This window comes from Claveliimonas bilis, assembly GCF_030296775.1.
GTDB classification, from domain to species: Bacteria; Bacillota; Clostridia; order Lachnospirales; family Lachnospiraceae; genus Claveliimonas; species Claveliimonas bilis.
In genome coordinates, this window is sequence record NZ_AP027742.1 from 421,778 (window position 1) to 438,191 (window position 16,414).

A 16,414-nucleotide genomic window follows, 5' to 3' on the forward strand; every position below is an offset into this window, starting at 1 on the left:
GCAAAAAGCTAATAAAATCAATGGTTTTGCGGACAGCGGATAGACAGGGAATGTGTTAAAAACTGAATACGCACACAAACGGCGTTACCTTAACCCCTTTGGGGGAGAAAGTAACGCCGTTTTTTTATGCCCGCAGGAAAGGAGGTGCAGCCGGAATGTATTTCACAAAGGGCAAGCAGCGGGCGTTTGAATTGCTCATGCAGCAGAAGCCGGGATTTGACCGCTATCAATCCGGTTGTGCCGGAGATGATGAAGATTGCGGCACTTGCCGTTTCTACCGCCCCGGGTGGAAATATGAGTTTTGCGTTTTCAAAGAGTGTCCCTATTGCCCCGGCAAAAGGACGCGGAAAACGCACGCCAGCATGGACAAATAGACGGGCAAAAGCCCTTGTGCCATGCGGCTTTGCAGACGCGAAAACGGCAAAGGGCATATTGCAATACCAAAACAGCCGAAAACGGCTTTCTAATTGTCCACGCATACCAAGAGAGGAAGTGAGGAAATATGGCAGTTTTCAGAGTGGAGCGAAATACGGGATATACCGTTATGAGCAACCACCACTTGCGAAACAAGGAATTGTCCTTAAAGGCAAAGGGCTTGTTGTCGCAAATGCTTTCGCTGCCCGAAGATTGGGATTATACCCTTGCGGGCTTATCCCATATCAACCGGGAGAAGATCGACGCAATCCGCGAAGCGGTAAAGGAACTCGAAAAAGCCGGATATATCGTGCGCAGCCGGGAGCGCGACGAAAAGGGACGCTTGCGGGGCGCAGATTACGTCATATACGAGCAGCCGCAGCCGCGAGAGCCGGAAGCAGCTACCAGCGGCGGACAGCCGCCTATATTGGATTTACCTACATTGGAAAATCCAACATTGGATAATCCAACGTTGGAAAAACCTACGCAGGAAAAACCTACGTTGGAAAATCCAACGCAATTAAATAAAGATATATTAAGTAAAGAACAATCAATTACTGATTTATCAAGTACCGATTCCATTCCTTTCCATTCCCTAAACCCCTTGCCCTTTGCGCATGGCGAAGCGGCTACGCCGCCGGAAAGGAAAAGAACGGAAGCGAAAAGCAATAGCGCAGTAGAGATTTACAGGGAGATTATCAAGGACAATATCGAATACGACCATCTCATTCAAAACTGCAAAATTGACAAAGACCGTTTGGACGAGATTGTTGACCTTATGCTGGAAACCGTCTGCACAGCCCGAAAGACAATCCGTATTGCCGGGGACGACTACCCCGCCGAATTGGTGAAATCCAAGTTTTTGAAGCTGAACAGCAGCCATATTGAGTTTGTTTTGGATTGCATGAGGGAGAACACAACCAAAGTGCGCAACATCAAGCAGTATCTAAAAGCGGTGCTGTTCAACGCGCCGAGTACCATTGACAGCTACTATACCGCCCTTGTCAATCACGACTTATACGGCGGCGAATGAGCATAGCCGCACTTTACCGGGAAAGGAGTTGATACCTTGCAGGAGGAAGTAACCCAAAAAACGATTGCCCTATACGTCAAAGTGGGAAAAGGCGCGGCGCGGCTTACCGAACAGGCGTTACAGAAAGCAATCCAAAAGTTTTTGGAGCAGAAAAGCAAACCCGCGCATGGGAAACAGACCATGCGGCAGCTTATGAAGCAGAACGCGGGTGTTTCCAACATCGAGATCACCGACAGCAATATTAAAGCCTTTGAGAGTACGGCGAAGAAATACAACATAGATTTTTCGCTAAAAAAGGTTAAGGGCGAGCAGACCCGTTACCTTGTGTTTTTCAAAGGCCGGGACGCGGACGTTATGACCGCAGCGTTTCAAGAGTTTTCCGCAAAGAAGCTGAACCGGGAGAAAAAGCCCTCTATCCGCAAAGCCCTTGCCGCTGCAAAGGACAAGGCGAAGCAGCTTAACGCCGCCCGCGACAAGGTAAAGAAAATGGACAGGGGGCGCGAGATATGAAGCAGATCAACTACAAAAAGCTGATACTTCCGAATATCCCCTATGTGTTCTTTGTCTATCTCTTTGATAAAGTCGGACAGGCGGTGCGGCTTGCCCCCGGCGCGGATATTTCTGCAAAGATACTGAATATCACACAAGGATTTTCCGCAGCCTTTGAAAACGCCTTGCCGAGCGTTTACCCGTTGGATTTGCTTGTCGGCATTGTCGGTGCGGTGATTATCCGCTTGATAGTCTATGTCAAAGGGAAAAACGCGAAGAAATACCGCAAGGGCGCGGAGTACGGCTCTGCCCGATGGAGTGCATAATCTTAAGTGTAAAGGAACTCTACATGGACGCACAGGAGGATATGCACATGAATGATTACAACAAAATCACAGCCCTTTACTCCCGTCTTTCCGTAGGGGACGAGGACAGGGACGGCGGCGAGAGCAACAGCATACAGAACCAGAAAATCTTTTTGGAGAACTACGCCAGAGGGCAGCGGCTGACGAATATCCGGCACTACATCGACGACGATGAAAGCGGCAGATTTTTTGACCGTTCTGCCTACTCCCGCATGATGGAGGACGTTGAAAACGGGAAAATCGGCGTTTGCATTATGAAAGACCTTACCCGCTGGGGGCGCGACTATCTCCAAGTCGGCAACGCTATGGAGATATTCAGACGGAACAACGTGCGTTTTATCGCGGTCAACAACGGCATTGACAGCGAGAAGCCCGACACATTGGAGTTTGCGCCCTTTATCAACATCATGTCGGAGTGGTACGCAAAGGACATCAGCAAGAAAGTGAAAACGGGCATTAAGACCAAAGGCATGAGCGGAAAGCCGATTGCCACCGAAGCCCCCTACGGCTATGTCAAAGACCCGGACAACAAGGATTTTTGGATAATCGACGAGGAAGCCGCCGAGGTTGTGCGCCTTATTTTCCGTTTGTTTATCGGCGGGAAGAACCGCAACCAAATCGCCGTATATCTGAAAAACGAGCAAATCCCTACCCCCACTTTCTACATGAAAGACCGGGGACGGGGAACGTGTAAAAACAAGGCGCTCAATGAGGATAACCGCTACAAGTGGAACAAAGCCACCTTGACCCATATCCTTACGCGGCAGGAGTATTGCGGCGATGTAGTCAACTTCAAGACTACAAAGCATTTCCGGGACAAGCGGAACCACTATGTAGACCGGAGCCAATGGCAGATAACCGAAAATGTGCATGAGCCGATTATTGACCGCGCCGACTTTGAAACCGCACAGCGGATTTTGGAAAACGCGCCCGTCAGACGCCCCAACGGGGACGGGGAAATCCACCCTTTGTCGGGCTTGCTTTTCTGTAAGGATTGCGGCGCAAAAATGCACATCCGCATAGATTACAGAAACGGCGGCAAGCGGCACGTTGCCTATTGCAGCGAGTACCACAAGGGGAAAGCCAAAAACCCCAAGTGCCATTCCCCACACATCATTGACGCTGACTTGCTTATGCAGACCGTCGCGGAAGTGCTGAAGAAAATCGAGGACTACTCTATCAGCAACCGGGCGGAGTTTGAAGCCTTAGTGAAAAAGAGCCTTGCCATGCAGCAGACCGACCAGACCAAGAAACAGCAGAAACGTATCCCGCAAATCACGACACGCCTTGAACAGATTGACAAGGTGCTGAATAAGCTCTATGAGGACAACGCCCTCGGCACTATCCCGCAAGACCGCTATGAGCAAATGTCGCAGAAGTATTCGGAAGAATACTACACACTGAAAACGGAGCTTGCGGGACTCCAAGAGCAGCTATCCGCTTATGAGAACGCGGGAGGGCGGGCGCAGAAGTTTTTGAAGCTGACGGAACGCCATGCCGCCTTTACCGACCTCACCCCCGCCATTCTCAACGAGTTTATCAGCAGGATTGAAGTGCATGAGCGCGACCAGAAAAGGGCGAGATACGCAATCCAGCACATCAGCATATATTTCAACTATATCGGCAGGTTTGAGAACGAAGTAACGCAGCTTGCAGAGCCGACCGAGCAGGAAATCCGGCAAATGCGGGAGGAAATCGAAGAAGCCAAAAAGAAAAAGAGCCGCGCCTACCACCGGCAGTATTCAAGGGAGTACCGGGCGCGAAACCTTGAAAAGCAGCGGGAGTATGACCGTATCAAGGCGCGGGAATACCGGGCAAAGAAAAAGGCACAGGAAGCCGCCGCAGCACCCGCACAGTAAAACCGAATACTGACAACCAAGAGGGATTTTCCGGGCTACGGGAAATCCCTCTTTTGCACCCAGAGAAAGGAGCCGCCTATGGCAGAACAGAACGGGACACCTCAATCCCCCGACAGTGTTATCACGACACAGAGGGACGGACAGACCATCGTTGCGGAGTTGTTTTTCAACCACAGCGGCACAGAAACATTCCGCGACAAGCTGCTCAAAGTGATACTTGCCGACAGCTTGCAGGACGGTCAAGAGCCGGAAAAAACGAAAATCACGCGATAGGAACCGCCCGGACGAAGAATGGTTCGCCGGGGCGGTTTCTATTTGAAAATCCCCATTTTCCCCAAGTCAAGAGCCGGGAAAATTCCCTCAAAAATGCCCCTCTCTCCAAACGAGGGCGCAGAAAGGAGAGTTTATGCGAACAGGGCTTCCCAAGCAAAAAAAGGTCACAGACATCTGGTTTGATGAGAAAGACCCGTTGATCCATATCCGTACCCACAACACCGACTTGAAGAAGCGGCTTGCCGCCTATGCCGAGCAGCACCCCGATGTGTGCCGCCAGACCGACGCAGACCCGGAAACGGGCTGCATGGAGTTTGACATTGAGAAAGGCCGCTTCTCTTTCCGTCTGACCGCCCCATACAGCGAGGAACGGCGGGAAGCGGCGCGGCGGTATGCCAGAGAGAGCAACGTCGCCGACAGGCTGAAATAGAGTTGAAATGTTCATAGTTTTGTGCTATACTTTTTCTAAAAGCAGAGTAATACTGCGGAATTGATTGGAGGACAACACAATGGTTACATTTATGAGATTAAGATAAAACCGCGAGTTATGTTGCGGTTATCCGTATTGCATAACTCGCTTATTGAAGCAGAGATGTAATTACGGAGGAAAAACAAATGAATAATAATTTATCACGCTTTGCAGACAGCAAGGTTTATTTTCAATGCCCAATTTGCACAAAATCAATGGATATACAAGGCAATAGCCTAATTTGTAGACATGGACATTGCTTTGATATTTCAAGATATGGGTATGTAAATTTGTTGTTAAAATCATCGCCCAAAACCAACTACAGCAAGCGGTCTTTTGACAACCGGCACCAAATTTTGGAGTATGGCATGTATGATGTTGTGTTGGAGAAAATCATACAGTTTATTTCTGATACGCCATCTATAAGAAACATTTTAGATGTTGGTTGCGGCGAGGGTTTCTATGCAAGGCAGATACAGCAAAGAACAGAACGAAACATCTTTGCCTTTGACTTGTCAAGGGAGGCAATACAGATTGCATCAAAAAAAGACAAGCGCAAAGCAGTGAAGTGGTTTGTTACTGACTTATCAAAAATCCCTTTGAAAGACGGAAGTATGGATTGTATTTTAGACATATTTTCGCCTGCACACTACAAAGAATTTCAGCGATTGCTATCTCCTAACGGATATGTTGTGAAAGTAATTCCTACGAAAAATCATTTGAGGGAAATCAGGACTAAAGTGCAAGCACACTTGAAAAATCCAGATTATTCAAATGAGTCTGTCGTTGAATATTTTGAGAAATATCTTAAAACCATTTCAAGAGAAACGGTTTCAGCCACCGTACAGTTGTCATCAGAACAAAGAATGTCGTTTATTGAAATGACGCCGCTTCTCTTTTGCGTTGAAAAAGATTGCGTTGATTGGCGTACTCTCACACATTTGACAATCGAAGCTGATGTTTTAATAGGAATGTATTAAAGGGCGTATTGATATTTAATATTCCCATTTATTGAGCAGAACGGAGTAAACCAAACACCCTAATCAAAAGGACAGCCGAGGAAATCGACTGTCCTTTTTCTGTGCCGACAGGTAGAAAGGAGTGACCACCCATGACGAAACCGAGAGAAAAAAACGCGAGGAATTGCAAGCCGAGATTGAGGACGGGAAGAAGAAAATCCGGCAGCTTGAAAATCGGGAAAAGGTGTTGCGGCAAAAGTTATCCCAAGAGGAACGCAGGACGCGCAGCCATCGGCTGATCGTCCGGGGTGCGGTCTTTGAGAGCATTGTGCCAGAAGCAAAGACCATGACCGACGAAGAAGCCGCCGCCTTTCTCCGGCTTGCCCTGACGAGCGAGGAAGCGCGGGGCTATCTGAAAAAACGCACCGAGGGCGGGAAAAGCGAATAATCCCTTTGGTACAAAGGGCGCACTTATACACCCTTACGGGTGCGTGCGCTCTGCCGAGGGCTTGTCGGCACAGAGAGAAAGCCGCTTGCTTCCCTCTCTGACCGACATTGGCGGCTTTGCCGCAACAAGGGGCTGCACCCCTTGCGCCGCTTACGCGGCTATCCCTGCACACCCACAAAAACAGTATACCCGCCTTTGGCGTCTGTACCATTTTTGCGGGTTTTCATTTTATCCGGGAGGTGATACCCATAGCCATCTATCATTGTAATATCAGCATTGTCAGCCGGGGCAAGGGCAAATCAGCCGTTGCCGCAGCCGCCTACCGAAGCGGCGAAAAGCTGACAAATGAGTGGGACGGAATGACACACGACTACACCCGCAAAGGCGGTGTTGTCCATACGGAAATTATGCTGCCACCCCACGCCCCGCCCTCTTTCTCTGACCGTTCAACCTTGTGGAACAGCGTGGAGCTTTACGAGAAAGCCGGGAACGCCCAGCTTGCCAGAGAGATTGACGCGGCGCTCCCCATAGAGTTATCCAGAGAGGAACAGATCCGGCTTGTCCGGGAATACTGTTCCTCTCAATTTGTTTCCAGAGGAATGTGCGTTGATTATGCCATTCACGACACCGGCAAGGGCAATCCCCATTGTCACATCATGCTTACCATGCGCCCCCTTGACGAGCGCGGCGCATGGGCGGCAAAGTCCCAAAAGGAATATGACCTTGATGAAAACGGCGAGCGTATCCGCTTGCCAAGCGGCAGATACAAGACGCACAAAGTTGACCTGACCGGCTGGAACGACAAGGGCAACGCCCTCTTGTGGCGTAAGGCATGGGCGGATATTTCAAACGCCTACCTTGAACGAGCCGGAAGCCCGGAGCGTATCGACCACCGCAGCAACGCCGAGCGCGGCATTGGCGAGATACCCACCGTCCACATGGGCGTGGCGGCTTGCCAGATGGAGAAGAAAGGTATTGCCACCGAGAAAGGCGAACTGAACCGGAATATCCAAAAGGCAAACCGCCTTATACGGGAAATCCGAGCGCAGATTGGAAAGCTCAAAGAATGGATTGCCGACCTGTTCAAAGCGTGGGAAACCGCCCCGGAACAGCCGCAACAATCCCCCGGCCTTGCAAATCTGCTGATGAAGTATTTGAGCGTTCAGAGAGAAAAGAGCCGGAAGTATTCGCAAAGTTGGCAAAGGCAGCACGCCGCCGATGAACTGAAAACCGTTGCAAAGGCAGTAGGCTATCTTTCCGAGCATGGCATTTCCACCCTTGCGGAGCTGGACGCTACCCTTTCCTCTGTCAGCGACCAAGCCGACGCTATCCGGGCGGGCATGAAAACCGCCGAGAAGCGCATGAAAGAATTACAAAAGCTGATTGAATACGGGAAGAACTACACCGAGTACAAGCCCATTCACGACGAGCTGAAAAAGCTGAAAAATGGCTGGACGAGCAAGCGCGACAAGTACGAGGAAGCCCACCGCGCCGAGCTTACGCTATGGAACGCAGCGAGCCGCTATCTCCATGCAAATCTGCCGAAAGGGACAAAGAGCTTGCCTATCGCTGAATGATATTGTCAAGATTAGTTGACACATTTATTTCAAGGATATTACTGACTATGCTACCAGTTCCAAATCCTCATAATACTGTCTGCGTTTTATCATGGGAGGAAGCCCGCCATTGGCAGAGCAGATCCTCCGGTTATTCCAGTAGCTGAGGAAGTATCTCCAAATGAGCGCCTTTAATTCCTCTACCATCATCTGCCTTGTGTCATAGCGGTCATAAAGGAGCTCTGTCTTCATTCTGGCCCACATACTCTCACAGCGTGCATTATCATGGCAGCGTCCTCCTGCACTGTTCATGCTTTGGTGGATGTGGTGCTCCCGGATGGTCTGGCGGTAAGACTCACTGGTATACTGTGTCCCACGGTCACTGTGGATGATCGCTCCTTCCAATGCGGGATATGCAGTCAGGGCATTTTCCAGTGTTTGGATACACAGATCTGCTTTCATGTTTGTCCCCATTGACAGACCGAGGACGCTAAGATCAAAGCAGTCGAAAATCGCAGATACATACAGTTTCCCATTGCGCGCCGGGATCTCCGTGATATCTGTAATACATTTTTCTAATGGGGCATCTGAATGGAAATCCCGCTTCAACAGATCATCCGATTTCATGGCTTCCCGGTCTGCCTTTGTAAGTCCATTCGGCTTTCTCTTTGGCCGATGGCTCAGGCCGATCTGATCCATAACCCGGTATACGGTCCGTTCACTGGGTATATGTACGCCCTCCGGCTGCTTCAGCAACAGCGCCTGATACATCCGGATCCGTCCATAAGTATCGTTACATTCATCCTCACTGATGATTTCTTTCATGGCATCCGCCAGATCCTGGTACTTCCATGGACGGTCTTTGTTTGCGAGATATTTATAGAAGCCCTGCCGGCTGATACCAAGCATCCGGCAATAAAATGAAATTTTTCCGGTAATCCTGCCGTCCTCTGTTTTCAAAGCGAGAAAGATCATTCTCTGGTTTTTGCTGACTTCCGACGGCTGGCGGCGAAAAAAGCGCTGGCTTCCTCCAGAAATTCATTTTCTTCCTTCAGGCGGCGGATTTCTTTATCCTGCTCCTTCACCCGCTTACGCAGCATGGTAATTTCTTCTGACAGGCTCATTGCACTGGCAGGGGTATGGGAACCTTCCCCAACATCCAGCTTACCAGCTCTTACAGCTTTCAGCCATGTATGGATGGTTCCTTCAGGGATTCCTAATTCTTTAGCAGCCTTAGCGCCGCCGATTTCTTTGGCAAGTTTCACTGCCTGTACTTTGTATTCATGGTCATATTTACGTGCCACTTTGAATACCTCCTTATTCTCTTGGTTTTATTATGAAATCCTTGAGAATAAGCTGTCAACTTTTTTTATACCACACCAGAATGGGAAAAAGAGTACGCCACCCTCAGCGGGCAGAGAACAGCGGAATATACCAAGCTGAAAGAAACCCGCGCCGAGGTTGCCGAGCTGCACAATATCCGCAAGTGCGTTGATATTGCGCTGAAAGCCGACCAGCCGGAGCAGACCCGCACCAAGCAGCACGACTTAGAACGATGAAAGGAGTTGAGATTTTTGTACTACACCCAAGAACAGATAAACCGGGCGAACCAAGCCGACCTTGTTTCTTTCCTGCAATCACAGGGCGAGCAGCTTACCCGCGCCGGGAATGAATACCGCTGGAAACGGCACGACAGCTTGACCGTCCGGGGCAACAAGTGGTATCGCCACAGCCAGAGCAAGGGCGGCGGCCCCATTGATTTTGTCATGGAGTTTTTCGGCAAGAGCTTCACCGAAGCCGTGGAACTTCTCACAGGAGAAAAGGGAGCCGCACCGCCGCCGGACAGACCTTGCCCCACGTCCCTTTCCGACTTTCGGCTACCACCCCCAAACAGCGACAACCGAACAGCGAGGAACTACCTTACAGCAGCCCGCCGCATTGATGAAGATGTGACGGGCTTTTTCTTTGCCCGCGGCGATATTTATGAGGACGCAGCCCACCACAACGCCGTATTTGTGGGGCGGGACGAGGACGAAATACCGCGCTACGCCCACAGCAAGGGAACGGCGGGAAACTTCCGGCTTGATGTGAAAGGCAGCGACAAAGCCTTTAATTTCTGCTACCGAGGCGAGGGTGACAGGCTTTTTGTCTTTGAAGCCCCCGTTGACCTGCTCTCTTTCCTCTGCCTGTTCAAAAAGGCGTGGCAGAAGCAGAGCTATTTGTCATTGGGCGGCGTGGGAGAAAAAGCCCTGTTGCGTTTCCTCTCTGACCGCCCGAACATCAAGACCGTTTACCTCTGCCTTGACAGCGACCAAGCCGGAAACGACGCTTGCAGCCGCCTTGCGGAGCTTGTGCCGGAGGGCTTGACCGTCCACCGCCTTGTGCCGCTTTACAAGGACTGGAACGAGGTATTGCAGCACCGGGCAGAAATCACAGACGGGAAGTATATCCGGGAAGCGGTTTACGGATTGAAAGAACCGCCGCAGGAAGAAACCGTCGAGATTATCCGCATGAGCGAGGTTGACACACAGACCGTTGAATGGCTATGGGAGCCGTATATCCCTTTTGGGAAAGTAACCATTGTGCAAGGCAACCCCGGCGAGGGCAAGACCACCTTTGCCCTACGCCTTGCCGCCGCCTGCACCACCGGGGGAACGCTGCCGGGAATGAAGCCCTTGCCGCCATTCCAAGTGATTTACCAGACCGCCGAGGACGGGCTGGGCGATACCGTCAAGCCCCGCTTGATAGAAGCCGAAGCCGACCTTGACCGCGTGCTTGTGATTGATGAAGCCAAACGGGAGCTTACCCTCTCCGACGAGCGCATAGAAAAGGCAATCACGCAGAACGGGGCGCGGTTGATTATCCTTGACCCCATACAGGCGTACATGGGCGAAAAGACCGACATGAACAGGGCAAACGAAGTGCGCCCCATGTTCCGCCGCCTTGCCGATGTTGCCGAGCGTACCGGGTGCGCCGTTATCCTTATCGGACACTTGAACAAAGCCGCCGGAGGACAGAGCGCATACCGGGGCTTAGGTTCTATTGACTTCCGCGCCGCAGCAAGGAGCGTCCTGCTGATCGGGCGCGTGAAGCGGGAGCCGAATGTGCGCGTTATCGTCCATGACAAATCTTCCCTTGCGCCGGAGGGCAAGCCCGTTGCCTTTTGCCTTGACCCGGAAACAGGCTTTTCATGGATAGGCGAATATGACATAACCGCCGACGAGCTGCTATCCGGCGCGGGCGGGAACACCGCCACCAAGACCGAGCAAGCCGAGAAGCTGATACTTGACCTGCTTGCAGACGGGAAAGAACTTGCCAGCGAGGACATTGTAAAGGCCGCAGCCGAAGCCGGAATATCCGAGAGGACGGTACAGAACGCCAAGCGCAACATGGGCGGTATTTTAGGCGCAAGGCGTGTCGGCGGTCAATGGTATAACTTCATCAAGAAGAAGCAGCCACCCGAACCCGCAAGCTGAAAGTGCAAAACGCAGACCCTTTGCACTTTGCACTTTCGCACTTTCACAAGAATTTGCGTCAATAACTCAAAAAAGCACTTGACAAAACGCTTCATGGGGAAACGCCGAAGATATAAAGCCCTACATAGACCCGGATTTCCAAAACAACATCATTTTGACGCAGACGGAACGGCTTACCATGAACAGCCGCCCGAAGCAGCCGAAGTACGCGAGAAATAAGAACGTCGTCGTGATCGGCGGCAGCGGCAGCGGAAAAACAAGATTTTTTGTCAAACCTAATCTAATGCAGCTTCATTCCTCTTACGTCTTAACCGACCCGAAAGGTACGGTTTTGATTGAGTGCGGGAAGCTGCTGCAACGGGCGGGCTACCGCATTAAGGTACTGAATACGATTAACTTCAAAAAATCTATGCACTACAACCCCTTTGTGTATATCCGCAGCGAGAAAGATATTTTGAAGCTGGTAAATACGTTGATAGCGAATACCAAAGGTGAGGGAGAAAAAAGCGCGGAGGATTTTTGGGTAAAGGCAGAACGGCTTTTGTATTGCGCGTTGGTGGGCTACATCTGGTACGAAGCCCCCGCCGAGGAAATGAACTTTATTACCCTGTTGGAACTTATCACCGCCAGCGAAGCCCGCGAGGACGACGAGGAATATCAAAGCCCCGTCGATTTGCTGTTTGCCGACTTGGAAGAACGCGACCCCGACCATTTCGCGGTGAAGCAGTACCGAAAATATAAATTGGCGGCGGGCAAAACCGCAAAATCAATCCTCATTTCTTGCGGTGCGAGGCTCGCTCCTTTTGATATAAAGGAATTGCGCGATCTTATGTCCTACGACGAATTAGAACTTGACACGTTAGGCGACAGAAAAACAGCTTTGTTTTTGATTATGAGCGATACGGACAGCACGTTTAATTTTGTTATCGCTATGCTGCAATCGCAGTTATTTAATCTCTTGTGCGACAAGGCCGACGACGAATACGGCGGCAAGCTGCCGGTTCATGTTCGCTGCCTGTTAGACGAGTTTGCAAACATTGGACAAATCCCGCAGTTTGAAAAATTGATTGCCACAATCCGCAGCCGGGAAATCTCGGCTTCTATCATTCTGCAATCGCAGAGCCAGCTAAAAGCCATTTACAAGGACGCGGCAGAAATCATACTTGACAATGCCGACAGCACCTTGTTTTTGGGAGGGCGCGGGAAAAATGCAAAGGATATTTCGGAGAACTTGGGACGTGAAACAATCGACAGTTTCAACACTTCCGAAAATCGCGGCACGCAGGTTTCTCATGGCCTCAATTATCAGAAATTGGGAAAGGAGTTGATGACACAGGACGAAATCGCAGTTATGGACGGAGGAAAATGTATTTTGCAGTTGCGCGGCGTGCGCCCCTTTTTCAGCGATAAGTACGATATAACGCAGCACCCGAACTACAAATACCTTTCCGACTTCGACAAGAAAAACGCTTTTGACGTTGAACGGTATATGTCCACCCGTCCGGCAATCGTAAAGCCCGACGAACCCTTTGACATATACGAAATAGATTTGTCCGACGAGGACGCAGCCGCCGAATAAAAACGGCGGCATTTTTATTTCCAACAACATTTTTTGAGCCGTTTTAGCGGCAGAAAGCGAGGTTTATATGGATTTTTTCAACAGCGCAGTTGACGTATTGCAGACTTTGGTAATCGCGCTTGGCGCAGGACTTGGCATTTGGGGCGGCATTAACCTCATGGAGGGGTACGGCAACGATAACCCCGGCGCGAATGCTCATGTGCCATAAAGTAACAAATAAGAATTGATAGACAGTAGGCCTACTATTCCATATTTTTGAGCAAGCAGTAGAAGTCTACGGAGCGTGGATTGTCATCGTAGACTTTTCTGGTTATACTTTATTTTGAGGTGAGAATAATGGACGCTAAGAGAAAAAAAGACCTTTTATTGCAGTGGAAAAACCGCCGCCCGGAAATGGGGTTGATTTCGATTACCTGCAAATCAACCGGCGAAATGTTTGTAGATATTTCCACAGATACGCAGTTCGCTTTTAACAGTCATCGATTTAAGCTGTCAGCAAATTTTCATCCGAATAAAAGGCTTCAGCAATTATGGCAGCAATACGGTGAAAATGGATTCGACTATGCTGTTGTAAAGATTCTCAAATATGAGAACAAGGACGATGACCAAACTGAGAAATTGAAATTGCTTCTGGAAGAATACCTGGCACAGACGGCGCAGGCACGGAGGATTTCAAAATGAATGAAAAGATCGTATTGACTGCACAGGGCTATGACCGTGTGGACGGGAGAAACGCCTATCAGTCCACGGTAAAAAAACTGACATTAGGTGCTCCCGTTAATGAGGAAAATAAAAAGATGCAGATTGCGGCGCAACTCTGGAAAGAAAACAAGGACGGCGAGTTGGCAATTAGCATGGAGCTTCCGATCCATCAGATCTTTGATTTGATGATCTTTTTAAGCCGTACCTTGCTGTACTTCAAGGAGGCTTACCGTTTCCCACTGCTCTACAATCCAGACAATCCCACTGTGGAGCGGATTGGCGTACAGGGTGGCGTTCTTCCGGTGGAAATCTGCGTAGATAACCCAAACATCAACGAGGATATTCAAACCTTTTCTCAGTCGTTAAGTGATTTGGGAGAATTGACTGGGGAGCGGTTGCGGACACTGACCCATATTATCGAGGAATTGGAGTTGTATTAGAAATGGGACATTGGTATTTGTCCCCGAACAGACGATTGACAGAAGAAGAGCAGGCATTGGTTTGGCAGAAACCCGCTTCTCATGTAGAGAGTGATGCAGAGCGCAGGATCTGCGATGCCGTCAAACGCAACTGGAACCGGGGCGAGATGAAAATTACAAACATTCTGCTGGAAGGTGACGCAGGTTCCGGAAAGACACAGCTTGCCAAAGCTCTTTCTGCCGACTTCGGCTTACCATACACAAAAATCACCTGCTTTGCAGATATGGATAAATCGGACATTCTAGGGTCGATTCTTCCTGTGGCAGGTCGTGAAAACGAAGCGGTACAATATCAGTATTACCCCTCTGAAATTGTCCGGGCCTATGAAAACGGTTGGTTGCTGGAAATACAAGAGCCTACAGTAATTCGGGATGCGGCTGTTCTAATGGCGTTAAACTCAGCGCTAGAGCCGGATGGAAGCATCAACCTTCCTACCCGTATCGTCCACCGGCACCCGGATTTTATTGCGGTGATAACAACCAATCGGGGCTATAACGGCTGTCGGCCATTGAATGAGGCGCTCCGTGATCGTGTCCAGCATGCAGAAAAAATGGATCTGCCGTCTCTCAAAGTCATGGTGGAGCGCGCCGGCTGTAAAACAGGGTGTTCGGATACAGAATTGCTTCAAACCTTTGCCCGTATTATCATACTGCTGGACAAAACCGCAAAGGCGAACGCCATCAAGGGCGTGGCTGGTATGCGTTCCTATTTTTATTGGGTGGACGCAGTTTTGCAGGGAGTAGCACCGGTAGATGCCCTCTATCATAAAGTCATTTATAAGATGACAACGGACGAGGAAGAAATTGCCTTGTTGGAACAGGCGCTGAAGCAGCAAAATCAAATTTCAGCATTAGAAGAATTGTGTGTTCTTCCGAAATCCAATACAAACGGAGAGGAACTGGAGCTGCGTGCAGATGGCAGTTCCAAGGCGGAACCGTTTGAACCAAAGGAGGATCTGCCGCCTTCTGCGGCATTGAAGCGACGGGCCGATAGCGAGGGGCATTCTGATTTGCCATCGGAAACGACGGTTCAGACAGAGCAAGTGCAAACTGGCGAGGATGGAACACCTATTTATCACGAATTAAGTCCAGAAGATGCAAAACAGCTTCAAGAGGAAAAGCTCTCTTTCCGAAAGCATCTGAACAGTGAAGCCAGAGAAGCGGTCAAAGGTTCGATCCATGAAAAAGTGGGTATGATCGTTCACCGCCCGGAAGCCACAGAACCGCAGAGAGAGGCATACAGAGAAACCGCACAAAAACTTCGCCCTGTGATTCTGGAACTCTCCAGAAAAACGCAGCCTCTTTTAGAGCATGAGGTATCCGCGACATTTTCTGGAAACCGGACTTATGGTACGGTTTTTCATGCAGAGAAAACGGCTTCACCGGACTTTCGGTATTTCTCCAGAAAAAATCCGCCGGAAGAAAATCCTTCATTGGCGGTGGCATTGCGAATTGACCAGTCGGCGTCCATGAACGCTTTTGGGCGATTGGAGGCAGCAAAGCAGGCGGCGGTAGCGGTCTATGAATTCTGCAAATATTGTAAAATTCCCGTTTTGATTTATGGGGATACCGCTGACCGTTCTCCAAGAGAAAAAATGTCATTGTATTCCTACATTGACTGGGAAAAACCGAAACTGAATGAAGAAGCTGCATTGATGGGTATTGAAAGCATCAGCAACAACCGGGATGGAATGGCCTTACGGATTTTAGCTGAAAAACTGATGAAAGCGTCGCAGAACACAAAACTACTAATCAGTATCAGCGATGGACAGCCCAAAGCAATGCCGGATTATACCGGCGAACTGGCAAATAATGATATGAAACAGGTCATACAGGAGTATGGCCGAAAAGGTGTTCTGTTTTTGGCTGCTGCCATTGGACAGGATAAGGAAACCATTTGTGATATTTACGGACCGGAACGATTTTTGGATATAACAGACCTTCGGCAACTTCCTGTTCGGTTGGTTCAGATTATTGCAAGATATTTGTAAATCGGTAGGCTGAAAGGAAGTGATTGAATGGATAATATAAAAGTCGGACAGCTGATTTTGCAGCTCCGAAAAGAAAAAGGGCTAACACAACAGCAGCTTGCAGATCGATTGAATATCAGTAATAAAGCGATCTCGAAGTGGGAATGTGGAGTTTCCCAAACAAAAGGATATTAAGGAATAACCTGTGTTTACCTGCTTGCGAATAAAAAAATATTGTCACTAAACCAGAGATACTACATAAGTGTGTTGGTATCTCTTTTTCGTTGTCTTGAAACAACGGACTATTTCATCTCTGCTTGATTATCCTAAACTTATCGGGCTA

Annotated in this window: 16 protein-coding genes and 3 pseudogenes; 17 read left to right on the plus strand and 2 right to left on the minus strand. The window is 49.5% G+C overall.

Annotated features, from left to right (window positions below; translation table 11 throughout):
* Positions 1-155 precede the first annotated feature (155 nt).
* The 10 genes and pseudogenes from R2J37_RS01940 (at position 156) to mobQ (ending at position 7,886) form a co-directional block, all read left to right on the plus strand.
* Complete coding sequence (locus tag R2J37_RS01940) at positions 156-374, plus strand: hypothetical protein (RefSeq protein WP_002604486.1); 219 nt, start codon at positions 156-158, stop codon at positions 372-374.
* 128 nt (positions 375-502) lie between these two features.
* Positions 503-1,447, plus strand: coding sequence for a DUF6017 domain-containing protein (locus R2J37_RS01945; RefSeq protein WP_002604485.1), 945 nt, complete (start codon positions 503-505; stop codon positions 1,445-1,447).
* Positions 1,448-1,483: 36 nt separating this feature from the next.
* Positions 1,484-1,957: a PcfB family protein gene (locus R2J37_RS01950; protein WP_002604484.1), complete on the plus strand. Its 474-nt coding sequence runs from the start codon at positions 1,484-1,486 to the stop codon at positions 1,955-1,957.
* Positions 1,954-2,253 (plus strand): annotated as a pseudogene (locus R2J37_RS01955) (recombinase); the annotation flags it as partial. The gene R2J37_RS01950 and the pseudogene R2J37_RS01955, both read left to right, overlap by 4 nt.
* A gap of 56 nt (positions 2,254-2,309) precedes the next feature.
* Positions 2,310-4,160 (plus strand): recombinase family protein, encoded by a 1,851-nt coding sequence (locus R2J37_RS01960; RefSeq protein ID WP_331490132.1) that lies wholly within the window; start codon positions 2,310-2,312, stop codon positions 4,158-4,160.
* 78 nt (positions 4,161-4,238) lie between these two features.
* Positions 4,239-4,433: a transposon-encoded TnpW family protein gene (locus tag R2J37_RS01965; RefSeq protein WP_022030172.1), complete on the plus strand. Its 195-nt coding sequence runs from the start codon at positions 4,239-4,241 to the stop codon at positions 4,431-4,433.
* 133 nt (positions 4,434-4,566) lie between these two features.
* Entirely contained in the window at positions 4,567-4,863 is a 297-nt protein-coding gene (locus R2J37_RS01970) for a P-loop NTPase family protein (protein WP_070087571.1), read from the plus strand.
* Between the two features lie 185 nt (positions 4,864-5,048).
* Complete coding sequence (locus R2J37_RS01975; protein WP_002584969.1) at positions 5,049-5,882, plus strand: methyltransferase domain-containing protein; 834 nt, start codon at positions 5,049-5,051, stop codon at positions 5,880-5,882.
* Between the two features lie 121 nt (positions 5,883-6,003).
* The gene (locus R2J37_RS01980; protein WP_002584968.1) at positions 6,004-6,309 is read left to right on the plus strand and encodes a DUF3847 domain-containing protein; all 306 of its coding nucleotides are present in this window, start codon (positions 6,004-6,006) and stop codon (positions 6,307-6,309) included.
* A gap of 116 nt (positions 6,310-6,425) precedes the next feature.
* Complete coding sequence (gene mobQ / locus R2J37_RS01985; protein ID WP_331490133.1) at positions 6,426-7,886, plus strand: MobQ family relaxase; 1,461 nt, start codon at positions 6,426-6,428, stop codon at positions 7,884-7,886.
* Positions 7,887-7,931: 45 nt separating this feature from the next.
* On the opposite strand, the gene R2J37_RS01990 is transcribed toward mobQ, so the two are convergent.
* Positions 7,932-8,840: an IS3 family transposase gene (locus R2J37_RS01990; protein ID WP_316264409.1), complete on the minus strand. Its 909-nt coding sequence runs from the start codon at positions 8,838-8,840 to the stop codon at positions 7,932-7,934.
* Entirely contained in the window at positions 8,837-9,169 is a 333-nt protein-coding gene (locus R2J37_RS01995; protein WP_072524275.1) for a transposase, read from the minus strand. Before R2J37_RS01995 ends, R2J37_RS01990 begins: the two co-directional genes overlap by 4 nt.
* 270 nt (positions 9,170-9,439) lie before the next feature.
* Here R2J37_RS01995 and R2J37_RS02005 point away from each other — a divergent pair, with 270 nt between their 5' ends.
* From R2J37_RS02005 to R2J37_RS02035, 7 genes and pseudogenes are all read left to right on the plus strand, one after another.
* Positions 9,440-11,341: an AAA family ATPase gene (locus R2J37_RS02005; RefSeq protein WP_227708474.1), complete on the plus strand. Its 1,902-nt coding sequence runs from the start codon at positions 9,440-9,442 to the stop codon at positions 11,339-11,341.
* A gap of 85 nt (positions 11,342-11,426) precedes the next feature.
* Positions 11,427-12,920, plus strand: a pseudogene (locus R2J37_RS02010) (VirD4-like conjugal transfer protein, CD1115 family); the annotation flags it as partial.
* A 67-nt stretch (positions 12,921-12,987) separates the two neighbouring features.
* A complete protein-coding gene (locus R2J37_RS02015; RefSeq protein WP_015574377.1) occupies positions 12,988-13,128 on the plus strand; it encodes a Maff2 family mobile element protein in 141 nt (46 codons plus the stop codon).
* A gap of 128 nt (positions 13,129-13,256) precedes the next feature.
* Positions 13,257-13,601: a GIY-YIG nuclease family protein gene (locus R2J37_RS02020; protein ID WP_316266111.1), complete on the plus strand. Its 345-nt coding sequence runs from the start codon at positions 13,257-13,259 to the stop codon at positions 13,599-13,601.
* Positions 13,598-14,062: a DUF6530 family protein gene (locus R2J37_RS02025; RefSeq protein ID WP_316266112.1), complete on the plus strand. Its 465-nt coding sequence runs from the start codon at positions 13,598-13,600 to the stop codon at positions 14,060-14,062. Before R2J37_RS02020 ends, R2J37_RS02025 begins: the two co-directional genes overlap by 4 nt.
* A gap of 2 nt (positions 14,063-14,064) precedes the next feature.
* The gene (locus R2J37_RS02030; protein WP_316266113.1) at positions 14,065-16,092 is read left to right on the plus strand and encodes an AAA family ATPase; all 2,028 of its coding nucleotides are present in this window, start codon (positions 14,065-14,067) and stop codon (positions 16,090-16,092) included.
* A 27-nt stretch (positions 16,093-16,119) separates the two neighbouring features.
* A pseudogene (locus R2J37_RS02035) lies at positions 16,120-16,245 on the plus strand (helix-turn-helix domain-containing protein); the annotation flags it as partial.
* Positions 16,246-16,414 lie beyond the last annotated feature (169 nt).

Excerpts from the sequence above, each read along its gene's own strand:
- R2J37_RS02020 (WP_316266111.1), top strand. The coding sequence starts at position 13,257 with ATGGACGCTAAGAGAAAAAAAGACCTTTTATTGCAGTGGAAAAACCGC.
- R2J37_RS02030 (WP_316266113.1), top strand. The coding sequence starts at position 14,065 with ATGGGACATTGGTATTTGTCCCCGAACAGACGATTGACAGAAGAAGAG.
- R2J37_RS01990 (WP_316264409.1), bottom strand. The coding sequence starts at position 8,840 with ATGATCTTTCTCGCTTTGAAAACAGAGGACGGCAGGATTACCGGAAAA.
- R2J37_RS01965 (WP_022030172.1), top strand. The coding sequence starts at position 4,239 with ATGGCAGAACAGAACGGGACACCTCAATCCCCCGACAGTGTTATCACG.
- R2J37_RS01970 (WP_070087571.1), top strand. The coding sequence starts at position 4,567 with ATGCGAACAGGGCTTCCCAAGCAAAAAAAGGTCACAGACATCTGGTTT.
- R2J37_RS01940 (WP_002604486.1), top strand. The coding sequence starts at position 156 with ATGTATTTCACAAAGGGCAAGCAGCGGGCGTTTGAATTGCTCATGCAG.
- R2J37_RS01960 (WP_331490132.1), top strand. The coding sequence starts at position 2,310 with ATGAATGATTACAACAAAATCACAGCCCTTTACTCCCGTCTTTCCGTA.
- R2J37_RS02015 (WP_015574377.1), top strand. The coding sequence starts at position 12,988 with ATGGATTTTTTCAACAGCGCAGTTGACGTATTGCAGACTTTGGTAATC.
- R2J37_RS01945 (WP_002604485.1), top strand. The coding sequence starts at position 503 with ATGGCAGTTTTCAGAGTGGAGCGAAATACGGGATATACCGTTATGAGC.
- R2J37_RS02025 (WP_316266112.1), top strand. The coding sequence starts at position 13,598 with ATGAATGAAAAGATCGTATTGACTGCACAGGGCTATGACCGTGTGGAC.
- R2J37_RS01975 (WP_002584969.1), top strand. The coding sequence starts at position 5,049 with ATGAATAATAATTTATCACGCTTTGCAGACAGCAAGGTTTATTTTCAA.